The sequence below is a fragment of the Candidatus Kaistella beijingensis genome, from assembly GCF_020084865.1.
GTDB lineage: Bacteria > Bacteroidota > Bacteroidia > Flavobacteriales > Weeksellaceae > Kaistella > Kaistella beijingensis.
This window is the reverse complement of sequence record NZ_CP071953.1, coordinates 2,194,321-2,210,289: the sequence shown is the minus strand read 5'-3', so window position 1 is coordinate 2,210,289 and position 15,969 is coordinate 2,194,321. Positions and strand designations below refer to the sequence as shown.

8 protein-coding genes and 1 pseudogene are annotated in these 15,969 nt (G+C 37.0%); all 9 read right to left on the bottom strand.

Annotated elements, in window-relative coordinates:
* Positions 1–99: 99 nt before the first annotated feature.
* A complete protein-coding gene (locus J4771_RS10290; protein WP_224134930.1) occupies positions 100–2,067 on the bottom strand; it encodes a LysM peptidoglycan-binding domain-containing protein in 1,968 nt (655 codons plus the stop codon).
* A 37-nt stretch (positions 2,068–2,104) separates the two neighbouring features.
* The gene (gene bshC / locus J4771_RS10285) at positions 2,105–3,691 is read right to left on the bottom strand and encodes a bacillithiol biosynthesis cysteine-adding enzyme BshC (RefSeq protein WP_224134929.1); all 1,587 of its coding nucleotides are present in this window, start codon (positions 3,689–3,691) and stop codon (positions 2,105–2,107) included.
* A 33-nt stretch (positions 3,692–3,724) separates the two neighbouring features.
* A pseudogene (locus J4771_RS13325) lies at positions 3,725–3,946 on the bottom strand (endonuclease domain-containing protein).
* A gap of 130 nt (positions 3,947–4,076) precedes the next feature.
* Positions 4,077–5,876 carry a putative porin gene (locus J4771_RS10275; RefSeq protein ID WP_317196337.1) on the bottom strand — a complete coding sequence of 600 codons (1,800 nt, stop codon included), beginning with the start codon at positions 5,874–5,876 and terminating at the stop codon, positions 4,077–4,079.
* A gap of 227 nt (positions 5,877–6,103) precedes the next feature.
* Positions 6,104–7,636 carry a RagB/SusD family nutrient uptake outer membrane protein gene (locus tag J4771_RS10270; RefSeq protein ID WP_224134927.1) on the bottom strand — a complete coding sequence of 511 codons (1,533 nt, stop codon included), beginning with the start codon at positions 7,634–7,636 and terminating at the stop codon, positions 6,104–6,106.
* 18 nt (positions 7,637–7,654) lie between these two features.
* Positions 7,655–10,594, bottom strand: a complete 2,940-nt coding sequence (locus J4771_RS10265) for a SusC/RagA family TonB-linked outer membrane protein (RefSeq protein ID WP_224134926.1) — start codon at positions 10,592–10,594, stop codon at positions 7,655–7,657.
* Between the two features lie 269 nt (positions 10,595–10,863).
* Positions 10,864–13,674, bottom strand: a complete 2,811-nt coding sequence (gene infB, locus J4771_RS10260) for a translation initiation factor IF-2 (RefSeq protein ID WP_224134925.1) — start codon at positions 13,672–13,674, stop codon at positions 10,864–10,866.
* A 241-nt stretch (positions 13,675–13,915) separates the two neighbouring features.
* A complete protein-coding gene (nusA, locus tag J4771_RS10255; RefSeq protein ID WP_224134924.1) occupies positions 13,916–15,163 on the bottom strand; it encodes a transcription termination factor NusA in 1,248 nt (415 codons plus the stop codon).
* 207 nt (positions 15,164–15,370) lie between these two features.
* A complete protein-coding gene (rimP, locus tag J4771_RS10250) occupies positions 15,371–15,838 on the bottom strand; it encodes a ribosome assembly cofactor RimP (RefSeq protein WP_224134923.1) in 468 nt (155 codons plus the stop codon).
* Between the last annotated feature and the right edge of the window lie 131 nt (positions 15,839–15,969).

The following is a 15,969-nucleotide window of genomic DNA, read 5'->3' as shown; positions in this document are numbered from 1 at the left end:
AAAGCGACTTTTCCAAATTCACTTCCTCCTCAGATCGATACTTGATAATTGACAAGTTTCGGCTAATCAATCATCATTGATCACTCCTCATTTATGTTTTTAGTTTGGTACCAAACGTACAACGCGGTAACCTTTGTTGACGTATGCGCCGGTTTTGGTTTTTTCAAATTCAAATTTCGTGGCGAGTTGCGTCTGAACTTTGTTCATTTGCTTGAACAGCTCACCTTTTTTATTCTCACGGCTCAACATATCGTTTACCACATCGAAACCAATTACCGAATATTTTGATGGCGTTTTACAATATTTTTGTCGGTAATCTGATAGAATTTCTTTCTCGAAATCACCATCGGTATTGATTTTTCTATCCATTAGATAAACCAAATTCGCTTGGCTTAACTCATCCACTTTTTTCTCAAAAACAGGTGAATAATACAAACTAAACGATTTGATTCCGGAAACTTCCTTACTTAAGGCAATCATTCTTGTTGCGAAAGAATCACCAACAGCATCAGAATTATTGGCCAAAATTCCAATAACAGGTGCTGATTGACCAGTCATCATATTTTTATCCTCCTGAATATCCAATGGTGAATTTACAATAATTACATTGGCATTTTTCAACTCTTTTTCAAGATTGGTCTTCAAATAGTTTGCTTTCGATTTGTCGGCATCTGCAACGATGTAGATTTTTTGGTCGGAGTAAGCGTCTTTTACTTCCTTCACAATTCGGTCTGCATAAACCATATCATTCGTCTCGACAATCACCAAATTGCTATAACCCAACAAATCTTCAGAATTTGCAAATGGCGAAACAACCGGAATTTTTTGGTCTTTCACAAAATTCAAAACTTCCAAAACGTTTGATTTGAAGAAGGGGCCAATGATTAAATCCGTATTGTCTTTATTAATTTGAGTTAAAGAGTTTCTGAAACTCTCTTCGTTTCCTGCATCAACAACTTTTACATCTAATTTCTGTCCGCTTTTTGCACTTCTTTCAATTGCCAATTTTGCTCCGGAAAGAAAATCTAAAGCAAGGGTTCTGTATTTGGAATCATTACTGTCAAAACCAAAAGGAAGCATCAAAACCACATTCAGCGCATCTCCTGATTTTTTTACATAAGCTGAATCCAATTTTTTGATTTTCAAAACCATTCCGGTTTTTAATCCGTTGGAAAGATTTGGATTTAAACTTAATAATTCATCCAACGTAATTCCGAATTTATTTAAAAGACCAAAAACAGTGTCACCATCTTGAACTGTGTAAGTAACGTAATCATCGGATGTTGAAGCAGATGAATATGTATTTGTGGATGTGTTTTGGGAAGAAGTTTGAGAAACAGGTGTCGGTTTCGGTTCTTCATTTTTTACAATAACTGAACCGTCATTTTTCACCTTAATTACATCACCCGGTTGCAAACCTTTCGCTTCCAATCCCGGATTCATCGCGAAAAGCTCTTTTTGGGTAAGGTTGAATTTTCTCGTGAGTTTGTAGTAATTATCCTTTGCTTCAACTACATACGAATTTTCATCTGCTGATTTACTAGAAACAACCGCAGTTTCGGTTTTGGTTTCTGCTTTTATTTCGTTAACCGTTTCTTTTACAACGACTTGAGTTCCTCCAAATTTTTTGATATTTTCTAAAGGCAAAACGATTTCTTCACCAATTTTCATGTGTGAATCCAAATCAGGATTAAGCCTCCTTAATTCGGTTTCAGAAATTTGATATTGTTTGGTAATGCCATAAATCGTTTGCTTTGGCTGCAAAACTATTTTACCTAAAGTTCCCGTTGCAGTAACAACAGGTTTTGTAGAAACTTCTTTTGGTTTTTGAGTAGCTGCAGTTTTTATTGCCGACGTTTTTACAGATTTGTTAACCGTAAGAACATCGCCAATCGCCAATTTTCCGTCTTTGAATTTGGGGTTAAGTTTAAACAACTCGTCCAAACTCATCCCGTATTTTTTGGAAATATTGTATGGATTGTCGCCTTTTACAACCGTATGGGTTTTCTGTGCAAAAACTGCAGAGAACGTGATTAAACTTGATAAAATGAAGATTTTCCTAATCATCTTTTGTATAATAATTTACAAAAATAGTGCTTTAAAATTAAATCGAAAGAATTATTAATTCCGATCTTTCCACATCCATTTCCTCGTAACAATATTGAAGCCATTCTCGTCCTAATTCCGAATAAAACACCGCGAAATTAAAGACTCTTTCCTGCCAATTTTTTCCGGGATGAATTTTTAGAAATAAATTTTCCAGACGCTCCAGTTTTTCTTTCTGTTTGATTCTTTCTGCACGAAGAAGTCGCTTTTTCATTCGTTCAAACGATTTCAACTGTCGAGTTTTTTCAGCATTCACAAGGTTTCCGAAAGTTTTATCGGTGAGTTCTGCTTTCGCTGAAATTTCATCAAAGTGAGTTTTCAATGTTTTTTCTTTCGCCTCTAAAAGAGGAAGAATTTCATTGTTTTCCATTAAAACTTCTTTGGTCACTGAAGCGAAGTTTCTGAAAAAGTCCGTTAATTTTAAACTTAAATTTTTAGTTTTATCGAGTGTTTTTTCTGAAATGAATAACATCGAATTTCTAGGAATTAAAATCGGAAAGGGAAGATTTATTGATTCGAAATAATTTTTCAATTCCAACCAATACATGATTTCCGCATTTCCACCAATGTAGGCAAGATTGGGCAAAACCGTTTCCTGATATACGGGACGCATCAACGCGTTTGGACTAAACTTTTCAGGGTGATTTTCAAGTTCTTTTAAAATTTCGTCTTTAGAAAAGGAAATAACGGTGTCTATAACGTGGAATTTATCGTTTTTAAATTCAATTCGATTTCGGGTCTCGGTTAAATAAAACAAGTTGATTTCACGTGGATTGACCTGGACTTTTCCGTATTTTTCGGTTAGAAAATCTACCGTCTCTTTCGTGGTTTCGAATAATTCATGGTGGAGAAGTTCGTTTTTGAAAACTTTTTTCATTTCACTTTTTAAATAAACGTCATCACCATCAATCACGATTAAACCGTAATCGGCAAAAAGTTCTTGAACCAGAATTCTTGTCGCTTCTGATAAAGAATTTCCTTTTTTGTAGGCTTTCCTCATCAACAAAATCAATTCGGTACCGAAAACAGAATCTTTAAATTCATTCTCAAATTCGGAAATGAAAAAATCATCTTCCACCAAAATTTTTCCTACCACTCCACCTGATTTCGCCTTGGTTTCGTAGTAATGATTTTCGGTTTTAAAGTGGTTGATTTCGGCAAAATCGTGGTCTTCTGAAGCCATCCAAAAAATAGGAACTACATTCTTTTCGGGAAACTTTTGGTTTAGATAAGCTGAAAATTTTATGGTCTGTAAGATTTTGTAAACGAAAAAAACGGGACCTGTGAAGAGGTTTAATTGATGCCCGGTCGTTACGGTAAAGGTGTTTTCGTTTTCTAAAAACTTCAAATTTTCCTGTTGTTTCACAGATAATTGAAAACCGGAATATTGTTGAACTAAAACTTTAGTTAAAATTTTTCTTTCTTCCTGGCTGAATGAATTTCTCTTTAATTGAAATTGTTTTTCAATATTTTCTTCATTAAAAACATTGTTCTCAAAACCAATAATTCTTTTTTCTAAAAAATCTTTGATTAAAAGCGGAATGCTTTCAATTTCTGTAAATGGTATGTTGAGGAGTTTTTTCAATTTAAAATATATTTTTTTTAAACCTATTTCGTCTCAAAAATTTCTTTCTTCATTTTTAAATCTAATTATTTCAAGTGCATTTGAGTTCAGAATTTCTGTTCTTTCCTCATCTTTGATAATTTGTTTTTTTGTAAAATGATAGCCGCCGTCAATTTCGATAATAAGTTTTAATTTATGGCAATAAAAATCTGCAATTTAAAGGCTTATTGGATCTTGTCTTCTAAATTTCAAACCTAAAATTCTGTTTCCCCGCACATTTTCCCACTTTAATTTTTCTGCTACTGTTTCCCTGTTTCACAAGTCCCACGCTTTTCCGAAAGAATTTCGGGAGCTCCTTTCCAGATTCCGTCATCATAATTCGGCTTGAATTTTTTCATGTAAAATTCTAACTGAAAAGATACCAAACAATGCCCAAATTCAACCTAAAATCGGATATCGGATAATTGGGAGCGGTGAAAGATTTGTTTTTCATGAAGGTTTGGTTCAGGTGTTGTCCTTCAATGAAGAAGAACATTCTTTTCACCTTCAAGTTAAAATAAACGTCGCCAATTGGTTGTCCGCCGATGGAATAGGAACTCGGGTTTGATGAGATAAACTCGTTCAAAATCGGGAAATATTCGTTGGATGGATATTTTGTGAAATAATAAACTTTGATTCCTGCCTGAATTTCTGCTGCATCTTTAAAGGCTTTCGATTGCCAAAAAAAGTTGACTCGTCCTACAAAATTCGGCATCGGATATAAATCTTTGTTGCTTAAAGCACTTTGAAAAAGCACTCTGGGATTCAGATGAAATTTGCCGTAAGAAAATGTGGCTTCACCGCCGATTTGAGAAATATTTAATGACGAACTGCTTTGTTGTGGAAGGGCATTTGAATCTAAATAAGTATAATTATCGATTCTAAAATAGTTTGCAAAAACAGAACTTTTAAACCATTTTAGATTGACATCCCCGCCAATTTCGGTAATGGTTTCGTTCTTTGGATTTTCCAAATAATAATTGAATTTCTTGTAAACGGAAGGATTAATTAACAAATTAAAAGTGGGTGAAGCGGTTTGGAAATTCACCTTCGCATTGACGAAATAGTCTTTAATAGGCTCAAACTTTAGTAAGTTTTGAGAACGTAGAAAACTTCCAAATTCATTCCCGTTTGAAAATTCGAGGTTGGAATTGACTTCTACTTTGTCCCAAAGTTTTACTAAAAGATTTCCAACTGCGCCAATTCTGTTTTCAGACAATTCTTGTGGAATGTTGAACGATGTTGGAAGTGCGGTTCCAATTCCAAACTTAATTAATTGATGGCGAACTCCTGCATCGAGTTTGAAGTTCTCCTTATCGAAAAGTACACTTACCGTGTTGCTTAAATTTTCTGAATATTTCTTCGAGGAAAGCGGATAATCAATTAAATCAGATTGTTGCGTTAAATAATACGGCTCCAATTGTGATTGGTTGTAGTAATATTTATTTCCCTGATGAAAAATCGTGTGGCGAATTTTGAACGGAAATTTTTCGGAAGCAAAAGGACGGAACTCGTGACTGAAATAATACCTCCTGTAAGAAAAACGGGAATCTGAATGAGAAAGATTTACGGGAAGGTTGAGTCGGTTATTGAAATTGGTGTTATCGCTAAGAAATAAGCTGATGTCTGCAACACCGCCATTTTCCTGATTGTTTACGTTTTGGTGAAGGTAATGAGCAAACACTTCGTACTTGTTATTTTTTGAAGTAAAATGTCCCGAAAAAATGATATTGTTGTTGGAAGCCAAATCGTACTGATATTTTCCAAGCGAGCGAAGCCCCATATACTCAACCGCAAAGTTGAAATTTTTCCCAATGTTTTGGGTGTAAGTGGATTGCAAAGCTGCACCACTGCTCACAGAATTATGATAAATGAAGGCGGTTGTGGGAGTTTTCACATCATAATATTTGATGTCATTAATCCCGAGGATAAAGAACGATTTCCTTTTAGGAAGAAGTGATAAATTTTTTTCTGTATTTACGCTATAAACCAACGGATTAAATCCTGAACCAATATTCTCAAACTGAATATTCCCGAAATTGTCCCGATTGTTATATTGCGTAAAAATGAAGGTTTTGTCTTGAGTGAAGACTGTGTCGAAAATTTTCTTTCCTGAAAATCTTGTTTGATATTTATAGTCGTAAATAGTCGGCTTAAAGATTTTCAATGAATCTTTACGTCCGGAATCAATGACCAGTGTATCTTGAGGTTTGACTCGGTTTGAGTCGGTTTTGTTGACCACTTGCGACCTTGCGCAAAAGCTGAAAAACATAAAACAGAGCAGCAAATACTTCATTATTTTTCTTTGGTGTACAAATGTAAGAAATCTGAATAAATAAAAAAGAGCCGGATTTTTTATAAATCCCGCTCTTAAAATTTCCAAGAAAATAAGTATTAATTGTAACCTGGATATTGAGTCAAGTTAGCATTTGCATTTAATACAGTTTGGTCGATCGGCAATACGAACAGTTTGTCATTTGCCGGAATGTTACAGTTCACTGTACAGTTGGATGTTTTAACAACAGGCAAATTGTAACGTTTTAAATCTAAAAATCTTTGTCCTTCACCATAAAATTCTTTTGCCTTTTCAGTGAGGATATCGTTCAGGAGATTTGTTCCCGTATACGTGGAACCACCTCTGGATGCGGCAAACGCATTTAATTCGGTTAAAGCAAGTGCGTTTTGACCTGTTAAGTGAAGCGCTTCAATTCTGTTTAGCTGAGCCTCAGCAAATCTTAATACCTTAATATTTCTGAAATAGTTTCCTTCTTGCGTGAATCTTGGATACTTGTTGGTCCAATAACCACGTGGGTTATCCTGTACCGGAACTCCCAAGCTCGTCAACAAGCCAGTTGTGGAACTTCCTCTTCTAACATCCGTTGCTGGAAAACTTTGATAAAAAGCTTGGTTAAACAACAAACATTTTCTAGAATCTGTTCTGTTATAATAACATGGGAGCGAAATATTAGATCCGATTCCAGTTACTAAATTGGTATTATTATTTAGATCAAGCTCCCAAATCGTTTCAGGCTGTCCTTCAGCGAATTCCTCTTTTGCACCTGAAAAATAGCTTACATATTTTGGAGTGAGATCAAAAGGAGCATCAGGATTATTAAGATCCTTTGGAATAGTTGGGGCAAGTGCGTCAATCTTAGCAAATGATGCATTGGAATTGTTTACAATTTCTGTTGCATACTGCAAAGCTAACTCAGCGTCTCCGGGAGCTCTTCTTGTCAAATAAACCCTTGAAAGTAGAAGTTTTGCAGCAGTTTGCGTAAAACGAACTTTACTACTGGCATTAGTTGCAGGATTGAGCGCCGAAGCATCGGCCTGCACTGCACCATCTTTCAAATCTTTAATAATTTGGTCGTAAACCTGTGCAACTGTTGCTCTTGCAGGCTGAATATTTACTTCATAATCATCCAAAACCAAAGGAACTCCGTACTCCTGGTTGATTCCAGAAGTTGGCGTTGGTGAGTAATAGTTTACCAAAGTAAAGTACGCAAAAGCTCTAAGAATTTTTGCCTCTCCTTTAATTCTTGTCAAGTTTGAACTAGCAGGAACTTTTGTGCTGTTAATAACGATGTTACATTTCATGATGGCATCGTACAAACTTCCGTAAAAGCCGAAATCGTTCTGGCCTCCATTATAGTTGAAGTTATACGTATTCAAATAAGAGGAGTTGGAGTTGGAAACGAAAAGCTTATCACCCATAAGGTCACCAAATAGCATAACCTCTGTGCCAAATACGTTAGATGAGGCCATAGTTAAATAAGAACCGTTAAGAAGTTGTTGAAGCTTTGCTTCTGTGTTTACTGCATCGATCTCATCTTTATCCGGCGGAAATAAGTCCAAATCTCTTTCGCTGCAGGAATTATGCACAAAAAGAAAGAGCAGTGTTGATAATATTAAAAAATATTTTTTCATTTTAAATTAAATTTTTTGTTAGAAACCGAGTTGAATACCCATTGATATCGTTCTGATTACCGGTGATGCGTACCAATATCTACCTTTGCCCAACCAAGACCATGAATTGGATGTTGACTCTGGGTCGTAATTCAGATCTTTATCAAACACATAAGTCAAAAGGTTTGTACCTCTTGCGTAAATTGTTAAATTATTAATACCTGTAGAGTTTTTAAACATTTCACCGAAGGAATAGGAAACTTTCATTTCTTTTAATCTGATATGATCTCCTTTGTTCAAAAATCTGCTGGATTCAAGTCTAGAGTTAGATGGGTTACCAACAATTGCTTTTGGATTAGTAGTACTGTAGTTTTCAGCACCAGGAGCATCTGTCCAACTGTCATACAATGCATCTACGATCTGATTTCTTGATGGGAATCTACCATCATGGATGGTGTATGAATGCACTCCGTTTTGAACAAGAAAATCGAACTGACCCGAAAGCATGAAACTTAACGAGAAGTTTTTATACTTAAATTCATTGGTGAGCCCTACGTTATAGGTCGGGAATGCGTTTTTACCTATCCATGCTTCTTTAGCATCTGTTTTTTTGTTTGTCACATCCGTTTGAGTTCCATCGGTGTACCAAAGCGCGTCACCAGCTTTAATTCCTTTAGACGGATCGTCCTGTTGTGCAACACCTGCCCATAACCAAGTGTAATATTCGCCTAAAAGATGTCCTGGAGCCAAGGCAACAAGTTCGTTGCTACCGTCGGAAGTATCTCCTTTAAACTGCTTTAAATCAACGTTTAAATCAGTTACAATTGATTTACCATATGATCCGTTTGCATTAATATTCCAGCTAAAGTTTTCATTTCTTACTGGAGATGCGTCAATCACCATTTCAAAACCTCTGTTACGGATGGTTCCAACATTTGCATAAAATGAGTCGGGACCACCTGCTTCAAGTGCCGGATTTGCGAAGAAAATTGCTTTATCTGTAATTTTATTGTAGTAATCTAGATTAAATTTCAAACGGTCGTTAAAGAATCCGATATCTGCACCAACATCAAAATGTCCTGATTCTTCCCAAACCAAATTTTTATTACCTGGTGTTGAAATACCTCCGTAACCACCATAACCACCCCAACCAATGGTTGAGTTATAACCTAATGTTGCAAATTGGTTGTATTGGCTTCCCCATTGATCTGCATAAGGAATGTTCCCCAAAATACCGTAACTTGCCCTTAAAGTAAGAGAAGAAAATAAATCCGGCAGAAAAGGCTCGTTATGAACCGCCCATGAACCACCTACAGACCAGAAGTTACCAAATTTCTTGTCTCCCAAAGTTGAATTACCGTCTCTTCGGAACTGTCCGGAAAGGGTGTATTTATTATTAAGGGTATAATTTAAACGGCTAAAATAAGAAATCTGTCTCCATCTTAAATCAGTGTTATCTCCCAATACTTCATCTGAAAAAATGAAATAAGGACGCGGATCATTCATGGAAAAAGTTTGCAAACTTAGGTTGTTATAGGTATGATCCTGATATTCTGTTCCTACATAAACCTGAAGATTATGTTTTCCAGCAAAAATGTTACGATAGCTGAAAGTATTCACCCAGTTCCAATCAAGCATAGTGCTTCGGAAATCACCTAAGAAACCCTGAGTTGTAGACATGATTGTGTATACAGGGTGACCAGCAAGAACCACTTGCATCTCTTTCATAAACTGCGCCTGCGCACCAAAGAGAGAATTAAAATAGAAATTTTTAGCAAACTGATAATCAGCATTTGCCGATGCAATGATGGTATTAATGGTGGAATTCTGACTGGTCTCATTAAGGATTGACACTGGGTTAAAACCTGGCGTTGGTGAGCCCTCTCCCAAATTTTGGTTATAGCTTCCATCTTCATTATAAACTGTTCTTAAAGGAGAAATCATAATAGAGGAAGTTACAGGGTTTGCTGAAGCTCTTCCTCCGAAATAGGTACTCCTCTTAATATTTGAATAATTCAAATTCAAACCAAATTTTAACTTATCCGAAGCTTTATGATCAATAGCTGCATTAACACTTAGTCTATCAAATTCTGAAGTTTTAATTAGTGGTAGGTTTTCATAATAAGATCCCCCAATTCTAAATGATGTATTTTCACCACCTCCCGAAACTCCAAAGTTGTAAGTGTTAACAACGGATGAAGTTCTGTTCACGGCTTTTACCCAATCTGTTGTACCCTGATTTTTGTATCCAGGCTCATAACTGTTAAGGAAATAATTGGTGGCCTGCTCAAGATTGCTGAAAGTAGTTCCTAACTGAGTCTGGCTGTTCCACATCAAGATTCCTCCGTACTTGATATATTCATCGGCGGTCATAAGCTGCATCTTATCGAAAGCTCTATCCTGAACACCGGTTTCTGTAGAAAACTCGAATCGGGTCTTTTGGTTATATTTACCTTTCTTCGTAGTAATCAAGATTACGCCGTTTGCTCCTCTGGATCCGTACAATGCGGTAGCGGATGCATCCTTCAAAACGTCAACTTTTTCGATTGCATTTGGATCGATCGATGACAATGGATTCCATGATTCCATCAATGAAGCGTTATCTGAACCTTTTCCTACCACTACACCGTCAATAACATACAGGGGGTTTGGTGTACCAAGCAACGAACTTACACCACGTACGGTCACCATACTTGAAGATCCCGGATCACCGCTGGCTGCGGAGAAATTCAATCCTGCAACTCTACCATTTAATACTTCATCAACGGTAGAAAACGGCGTAGATTCAAAATTCGCTTTTGAAACGGTATTATATGCCCCCACCTTTTGAGCGGGATCAAGTTTGATACCCCCAATCAAAACAACTTCTGCGATGTCTTTTGTTTTAGTTGTGGTATCAGCTTTTGCTTTTTGAGCAACAAGTGAATGCCCTGCAAAGAACAAAACACCGATACTTAAAACTCGTAATTTTACATTCATATTAACACTATTTAATATTTTAGAGGACAAATATGTTAAAAAAATTTAACATATACAAATTAATATTTTGAATTAATTTCAAATTTCATAAAATAGTTGCGACTTCGTCACAAATATTAGATATTGCTTAATGAATCAAAATTCACAAAAGTTAATGAATCAAAAAACCAGAATAGATAGCTATTCTGGTTTGAAAAAATTATTGATTAAGAAGTTATAAAATAGAAAACCTGCTTTAAAAGCAGGTTTAGCATAATAATTTTGAGATATTATTTCAACTTCTTCTTCACCGCAACCTCTTCATAAACCTCAAGAATATCACCAACTTCAATGTCGTTGTATCCTTTGATGTTCAAACCACATTCATAACCTTTGGTTACTTCTTTCACATCGTCTTTGAAACGTTTTAAACTTTCAAGTTCACCATCGAATTTTACGATTCCGTCTCGAAGTAATCTGATTTTAGAGTTTCTCGTCACTTTTCCGGTAAGAACCATACATCCTGCAATGGAACCAACTTTAGAAATTTTAAACACTTCACGGATTTCAACATTACCGATTACCTGCTCTTTAATTTCCGGTGAAAGCATTCCTTCCATCGCCTCTTTTACCTCATCAATTGCTGCATAAATTACAGAATATGTTCTGATGTCGATTTCTTCTTTATCTGCTAAATCTCTTGCCATTACTCCTGCACGAACATTAAATCCAATAATGATCGCGTCTGAAGCTGCAGCCAATAAAACGTCGGATTCTGTAATTTGTCCAACTCCTTGGTGAATAATATTTACGCTGATTTCTTCCGTTGACAAACCTTGCAACTGATCGGAAAGCGCTTCCACAGAACCATCCACGTCTCCTTTAAGGATAATATTGAGTTCTTTGAAATCTCCAAGTGCGATACGTCTTCCAAGTTCGTCCAAAGTAAGGTGTTTCTTCGTTCTGATGGATTGTTCACGCTGCAATTGCTCTCTTTTTGTCGCAATAGTTTTCGCTTCTCTTTCGTCATCAAAAACTCTGAATTTGTCACCCGCAGTTGGCGCTCCATCTAAACCTAAAATCGTTACCGGAATTGAAGGACCCGCTTTTTGCATCGGTTTTCCTCTTTCATCGAGCATCGCTTTCACTTTACCGTGATTTTTCCCTGCAAGAAGGTAATCTCCAACTTTCAAAGTTCCGGTTTGTACAAGAAGTGTGGTTACATAACCTCTACCTTTATCTAAAGATGCCTCGATGACAACCCCGTTTGCATTTTTATCTGGATTCGCCTTCAGCTCAAGCATTTCTGCCTGAAGAAGAACTTTTTCTAAAAGCTGATCCATATTGTTACCAAACTTTGCAGAAACTTCCTGTGACTGAACATTTCCGCCCCATTCTTCCACCAAAATATTCATGGATGAAAGTTGCTGACGAATATTATCAGGATTGGAATTCGGCTTATCCACTTTATTTAAAGCAATAATCATCGGAACTCCCGCTGCTTGTGCGTGAGAAATCGCCTCCTTCGTTTGTGGCATCACATCATCATCCGCTGCAATTACGATAATTGCGATGTCGGTGATTTGCGCACCTCTCGCTCTCATCGCCGTAAACGCTTCGTGACCAGGAGTATCAAGGAAAGTAATTCTTTGACCATTCTCCAATTTCACGTTATATGCACCGATGTGCTGCGTAATTCCTCCGGATTCACCGGCGATTACGTTGGTTTTTCTAATATAGTCGAGCAAAGAAGTTTTACCGTGGTCAACGTGTCCCATTACGGTAACAATCGGTGCTCTTGGTAATAGATCCTCTTCGGTATCGGTATCCTCTTCAAGTACAGATTCTTCCAAATCGGCATCAGAAAATTCAATTTTATACCCGAACTCATCTGCTACAAGTAACAGTGTATCAGCTTCTAAACGTTGATTCATCGTCACCATCACACCCAATGAGAAACATGCAGAAATTACTTCGGTTGGACTCACGTTCATCAAACTTGCCAATTCACCTACGGTAATAAATTCGGTTACTTTTAAAGTTCTGTCCGCTGCATCGAGTTCCTGTTGAAGTTCGTCTTGCTCTCTTCGGAAAATCCTCTTTTCCTTTCTATGTTTTGCACCCTTGTTTCTTCCGCCTTTGCTTGTTAGTTTTTCAAGGGTTTCTTTAATTTGGTTTTTAACCTGTTCGTCGGTCAATTCTACAGGCATTGTTGGAGCTCCTCTTCTGCTTCCACCGCGTTTGTTGGCGTTGTTATTTCCACCACCTTGGAAAGGAGGTCGGTTTCCGCCTTGATGTGGAGGTCGGTTTCCGCCTTGTCCTTGAGGACGGTTTCCTTGCGATTGATTTCCGCCTTGACCTTGTTGCGTTCCTGTTCCAGGAGTTCCAGGTTTTTCGATACGTTTTCTTTTCTTCTTTGCTCCCGCTCCTTGTGGTTTTGGTTTGTTAAACTGCGATAAATCAACAGTTTGCTTCAAAATTTTTGGACCGTCGAGTTTCTGATAAACCGTTTCGATTTTTTCAGGCTCTGTGCTTTCAACTTCTGCTGGAGTTTCTGCGACAGGAGCTGCAGCCTTCATTTCAGGAGTTGGAGCCGGCTTTTCAGCGGATTTTTCCTCTTCTTGTTTAGGCTGTTCTTTTTTGGAAGGTTTTGGTTTGTGACCTTCAATTTGGGACAAGTCGATCTTATCCAAAACTTTAAATTCCTGTTTTTCAGGAGTTGCAGGGGTTTCCACTTCCGGTTCTTTTACGGGTCCCGGTTGTTTTACTTCTTCTGCTTCAGGTTTTTTAGGATCCAAGTCGATTTTACCTAAAACTTTTGTTTCAGGTCTCAAACTTGCTTTGGCTCTTATCACCTCAGGTTTTGACGGCTCGATTTCCAATTTTTCTTCCGGAACTTTAGTCATCACCACCTCATGGGAAGCTTTTCTTTGTTCCGAATCTTTACGAAACTCAGCTTCCAATGCAGAATATGCCGATTCTTCCAATTGCGCGTTCGGGTTGCTTTCTACCTCGATTCCTTTAGACTGCAGAAATTCTACAAGTCTCGTCATCGAAATATTAAATTCCTTTACCGCTTTGTTTAATCTAATTTTGGGCATGTATATTTTATACTTTTTTAAAAAATTTTTGGCAAAGTTAACCTATTTTAACTTTACAGCTTTGTTTTTGAAGTTTTAAGGATAATTTAAAATCATTCTAACTTCCATTTTGTTTGATTCTAAACAAAATATTTTGATGTTCTCTTGCAGGTTTTGCTGATTACGCTGCATTATTAATTACTTTACATTCTACTTTATTAAAATCAAAATCTGCGTCATCTGCTTAATCAGCGAGAATAAATTACCCCTCTAATTCCTCCTTCAAAATCTGTTTCACTTCTTCGATGGTTTCTTCTTCCAAATCTACCATTTTCAAAAGTGCGTCGGTGTCTTTATCGAGAATACTTCTCGCCGTATTCAATCCCACTTTTTGGAATTCATCGATGATCCACTGTTCGATATCGCCTTCTTCAGTTCCGGCAAATTCTTTCAATTCTACGTCATCATCTTCGCTTGTTTCTCTGTAAACATCGATTTCGTAACCGCTTAACCAAGAAGCAAGACGAATGTTTTGTCCCTGTTTTCCGATTACTCTGGAAATTTCTTCCACCGGCGTGTAAACCAATGCATACTCGGTTTCAGGATTGATTTCGATTTTGTTGATGGTGATGTTTCCTAAAGCTCTTTTCACCATAATTTCAGGGTTTTTCGACCACTGAATCACGTCAATATTTTCATTCTTCAACTCACGCACAACGCCATGAATTCTAGATCCTTTCACTCCAACACAAGCTCCAACAGGATCGATTCTGTCGTCATAAGCATCCACTGCGATTTTCGCTTTTTCACCAGGAATTCTTACTACTTTTTTAAGAATAATCGTTCCGTCCTGGATTTCAGGAATTTCAAGTTCAAGAAGTTTTTCCAAGAATTTTGGAGCCGTTCTTGAAACGATGATTTGTGGTTTTGCACCTTTAAAATCAACACTTTCTACTATTGCACGAATATTTTCTCCTTTTTTAAAGAAGTCGGAAGGAATTTGATTTTCTTTCGGCAAGATGAATTCATTGTCTTCATCATCCAACAAAATCACGTGTTTGTGACGAATGTGGTGAACCTCTCCCGTTACAATTTCCCCGATTCTGTCACGGAATTGATCGTAAAGAACTGCGTTATTGTGCTCCTGAAGTTTGGTCGCCAAAATTTGCTTCAACGTCAAAATACTTCTTCTTCCCAATTGCTCGATTGGAATTTCCACGGTGAAATCCTCTCCCACCTCAAAAGTTGGGTCAATTTTCTTCGCCTCGGAAATTTCAATTTCTAAATCGTCGTCTTCAGACATCTCGTCTTCCACGATGGTTTTGTTCAAAAATATTTGAAAGTCACCTTTATCAGGGTTTACAATCACGTCAAAATGATCATCAGAATCGAATCTTTTTCTCAACAAAGTCTTCAATGAATCCTCGATAATCGCCATCAAATCGATTTTGCTGATGTTTTTGTCTTCTTTGAAATCGCCAAATGCTTCAATCAATGCTAAACCGTCCATTATATAAATATGTTTGTTTAAATATTTTGCTGGATGTTGGGTGATGGATGCGGGGTGACAACACTTGCCGTATTTACCTTCTATTCTCCGTCTTCCAGTTTTTTCTAAAATGATTAATAATTCTTTTTCTAAATTTCTATAATCTTGATAAGGTTTGAGATGCTTGAAACTGCTTCCTAATAGTCATCCAGCATCCATCATCCCGCATCAAAACTTTATTGCTACTAATGCTTTTTTTATTTCTGAATAAGGGATTTCCTTTTCTTCTTCTACATCTACTTTTCCTTTTCCTACTTCTTTTGGTTTTCGGTATCGGAGAATTAAAGTGATTTTTTCGTCATCCACTTTTGCCAACTCGCCTTCAATTTTTGTGGAATCGTTCATTAAGATATCCAAATCTCGACCGATGTTTTTTCTAAATTGTCTTTCTGAACTTAAAGGTTCGCTTAAACCTGCGCTCATCACCTGTAAAGAAAAATCGTGATCTTCACGGTCCATATTGAACTCAATCGCACGACTTGCATCCAAACAATCCTGAAGCGAAACTCCGTTGTCCCCATCAAGAATTACCGTAATATCATCCCCTGCTGAAAATTTCAGGTCGATGAGAAACAGGTCTTTTCTTTCTTCGAGAAAGTTGTTTAAAAGTTCTTCTATTTTTTTTCTGAATTCCATGTTGATTGTGATTGATTCTAGAAACCACCCCGTCAAAATTTTCTTTCGGAAATTTCGCCCCTAGATTGCTTCGTACCTCGTAATGACAGGGGAATTTCTTCTACGAAAAAAGGCTTTCTTCCGAAGGCCTT

What these genes read in the sequence shown, in the direction of transcription:
- J4771_RS10290 (WP_224134930.1), bottom strand. Translation starts at nt 2,067, where the DNA reads ATGATTAGGAAAATCTTCATTTTATCAAGTTTAATCACGTTCTCTGCA.
- J4771_RS10270 (WP_224134927.1), bottom strand. Translation starts at nt 7,636, where the DNA reads ATGAAAAAATATTTTTTAATATTATCAACACTGCTCTTTCTTTTTGTG.
- J4771_RS10265 (WP_224134926.1), bottom strand. Translation starts at nt 10,594, where the DNA reads ATGAATGTAAAATTACGAGTTTTAAGTATCGGTGTTTTGTTCTTTGCA.
- infB (WP_224134925.1), bottom strand. Translation starts at nt 13,674, where the DNA reads ATGCCCAAAATTAGATTAAACAAAGCGGTAAAGGAATTTAATATTTCG.
- nusA (WP_224134924.1), bottom strand. Translation starts at nt 15,163, where the DNA reads ATGGACGGTTTAGCATTGATTGAAGCATTTGGCGATTTCAAAGAAGAC.
- rimP (WP_224134923.1), bottom strand. Translation starts at nt 15,838, where the DNA reads ATGGAATTCAGAAAAAAAATAGAAGAACTTTTAAACAACTTTCTCGAA.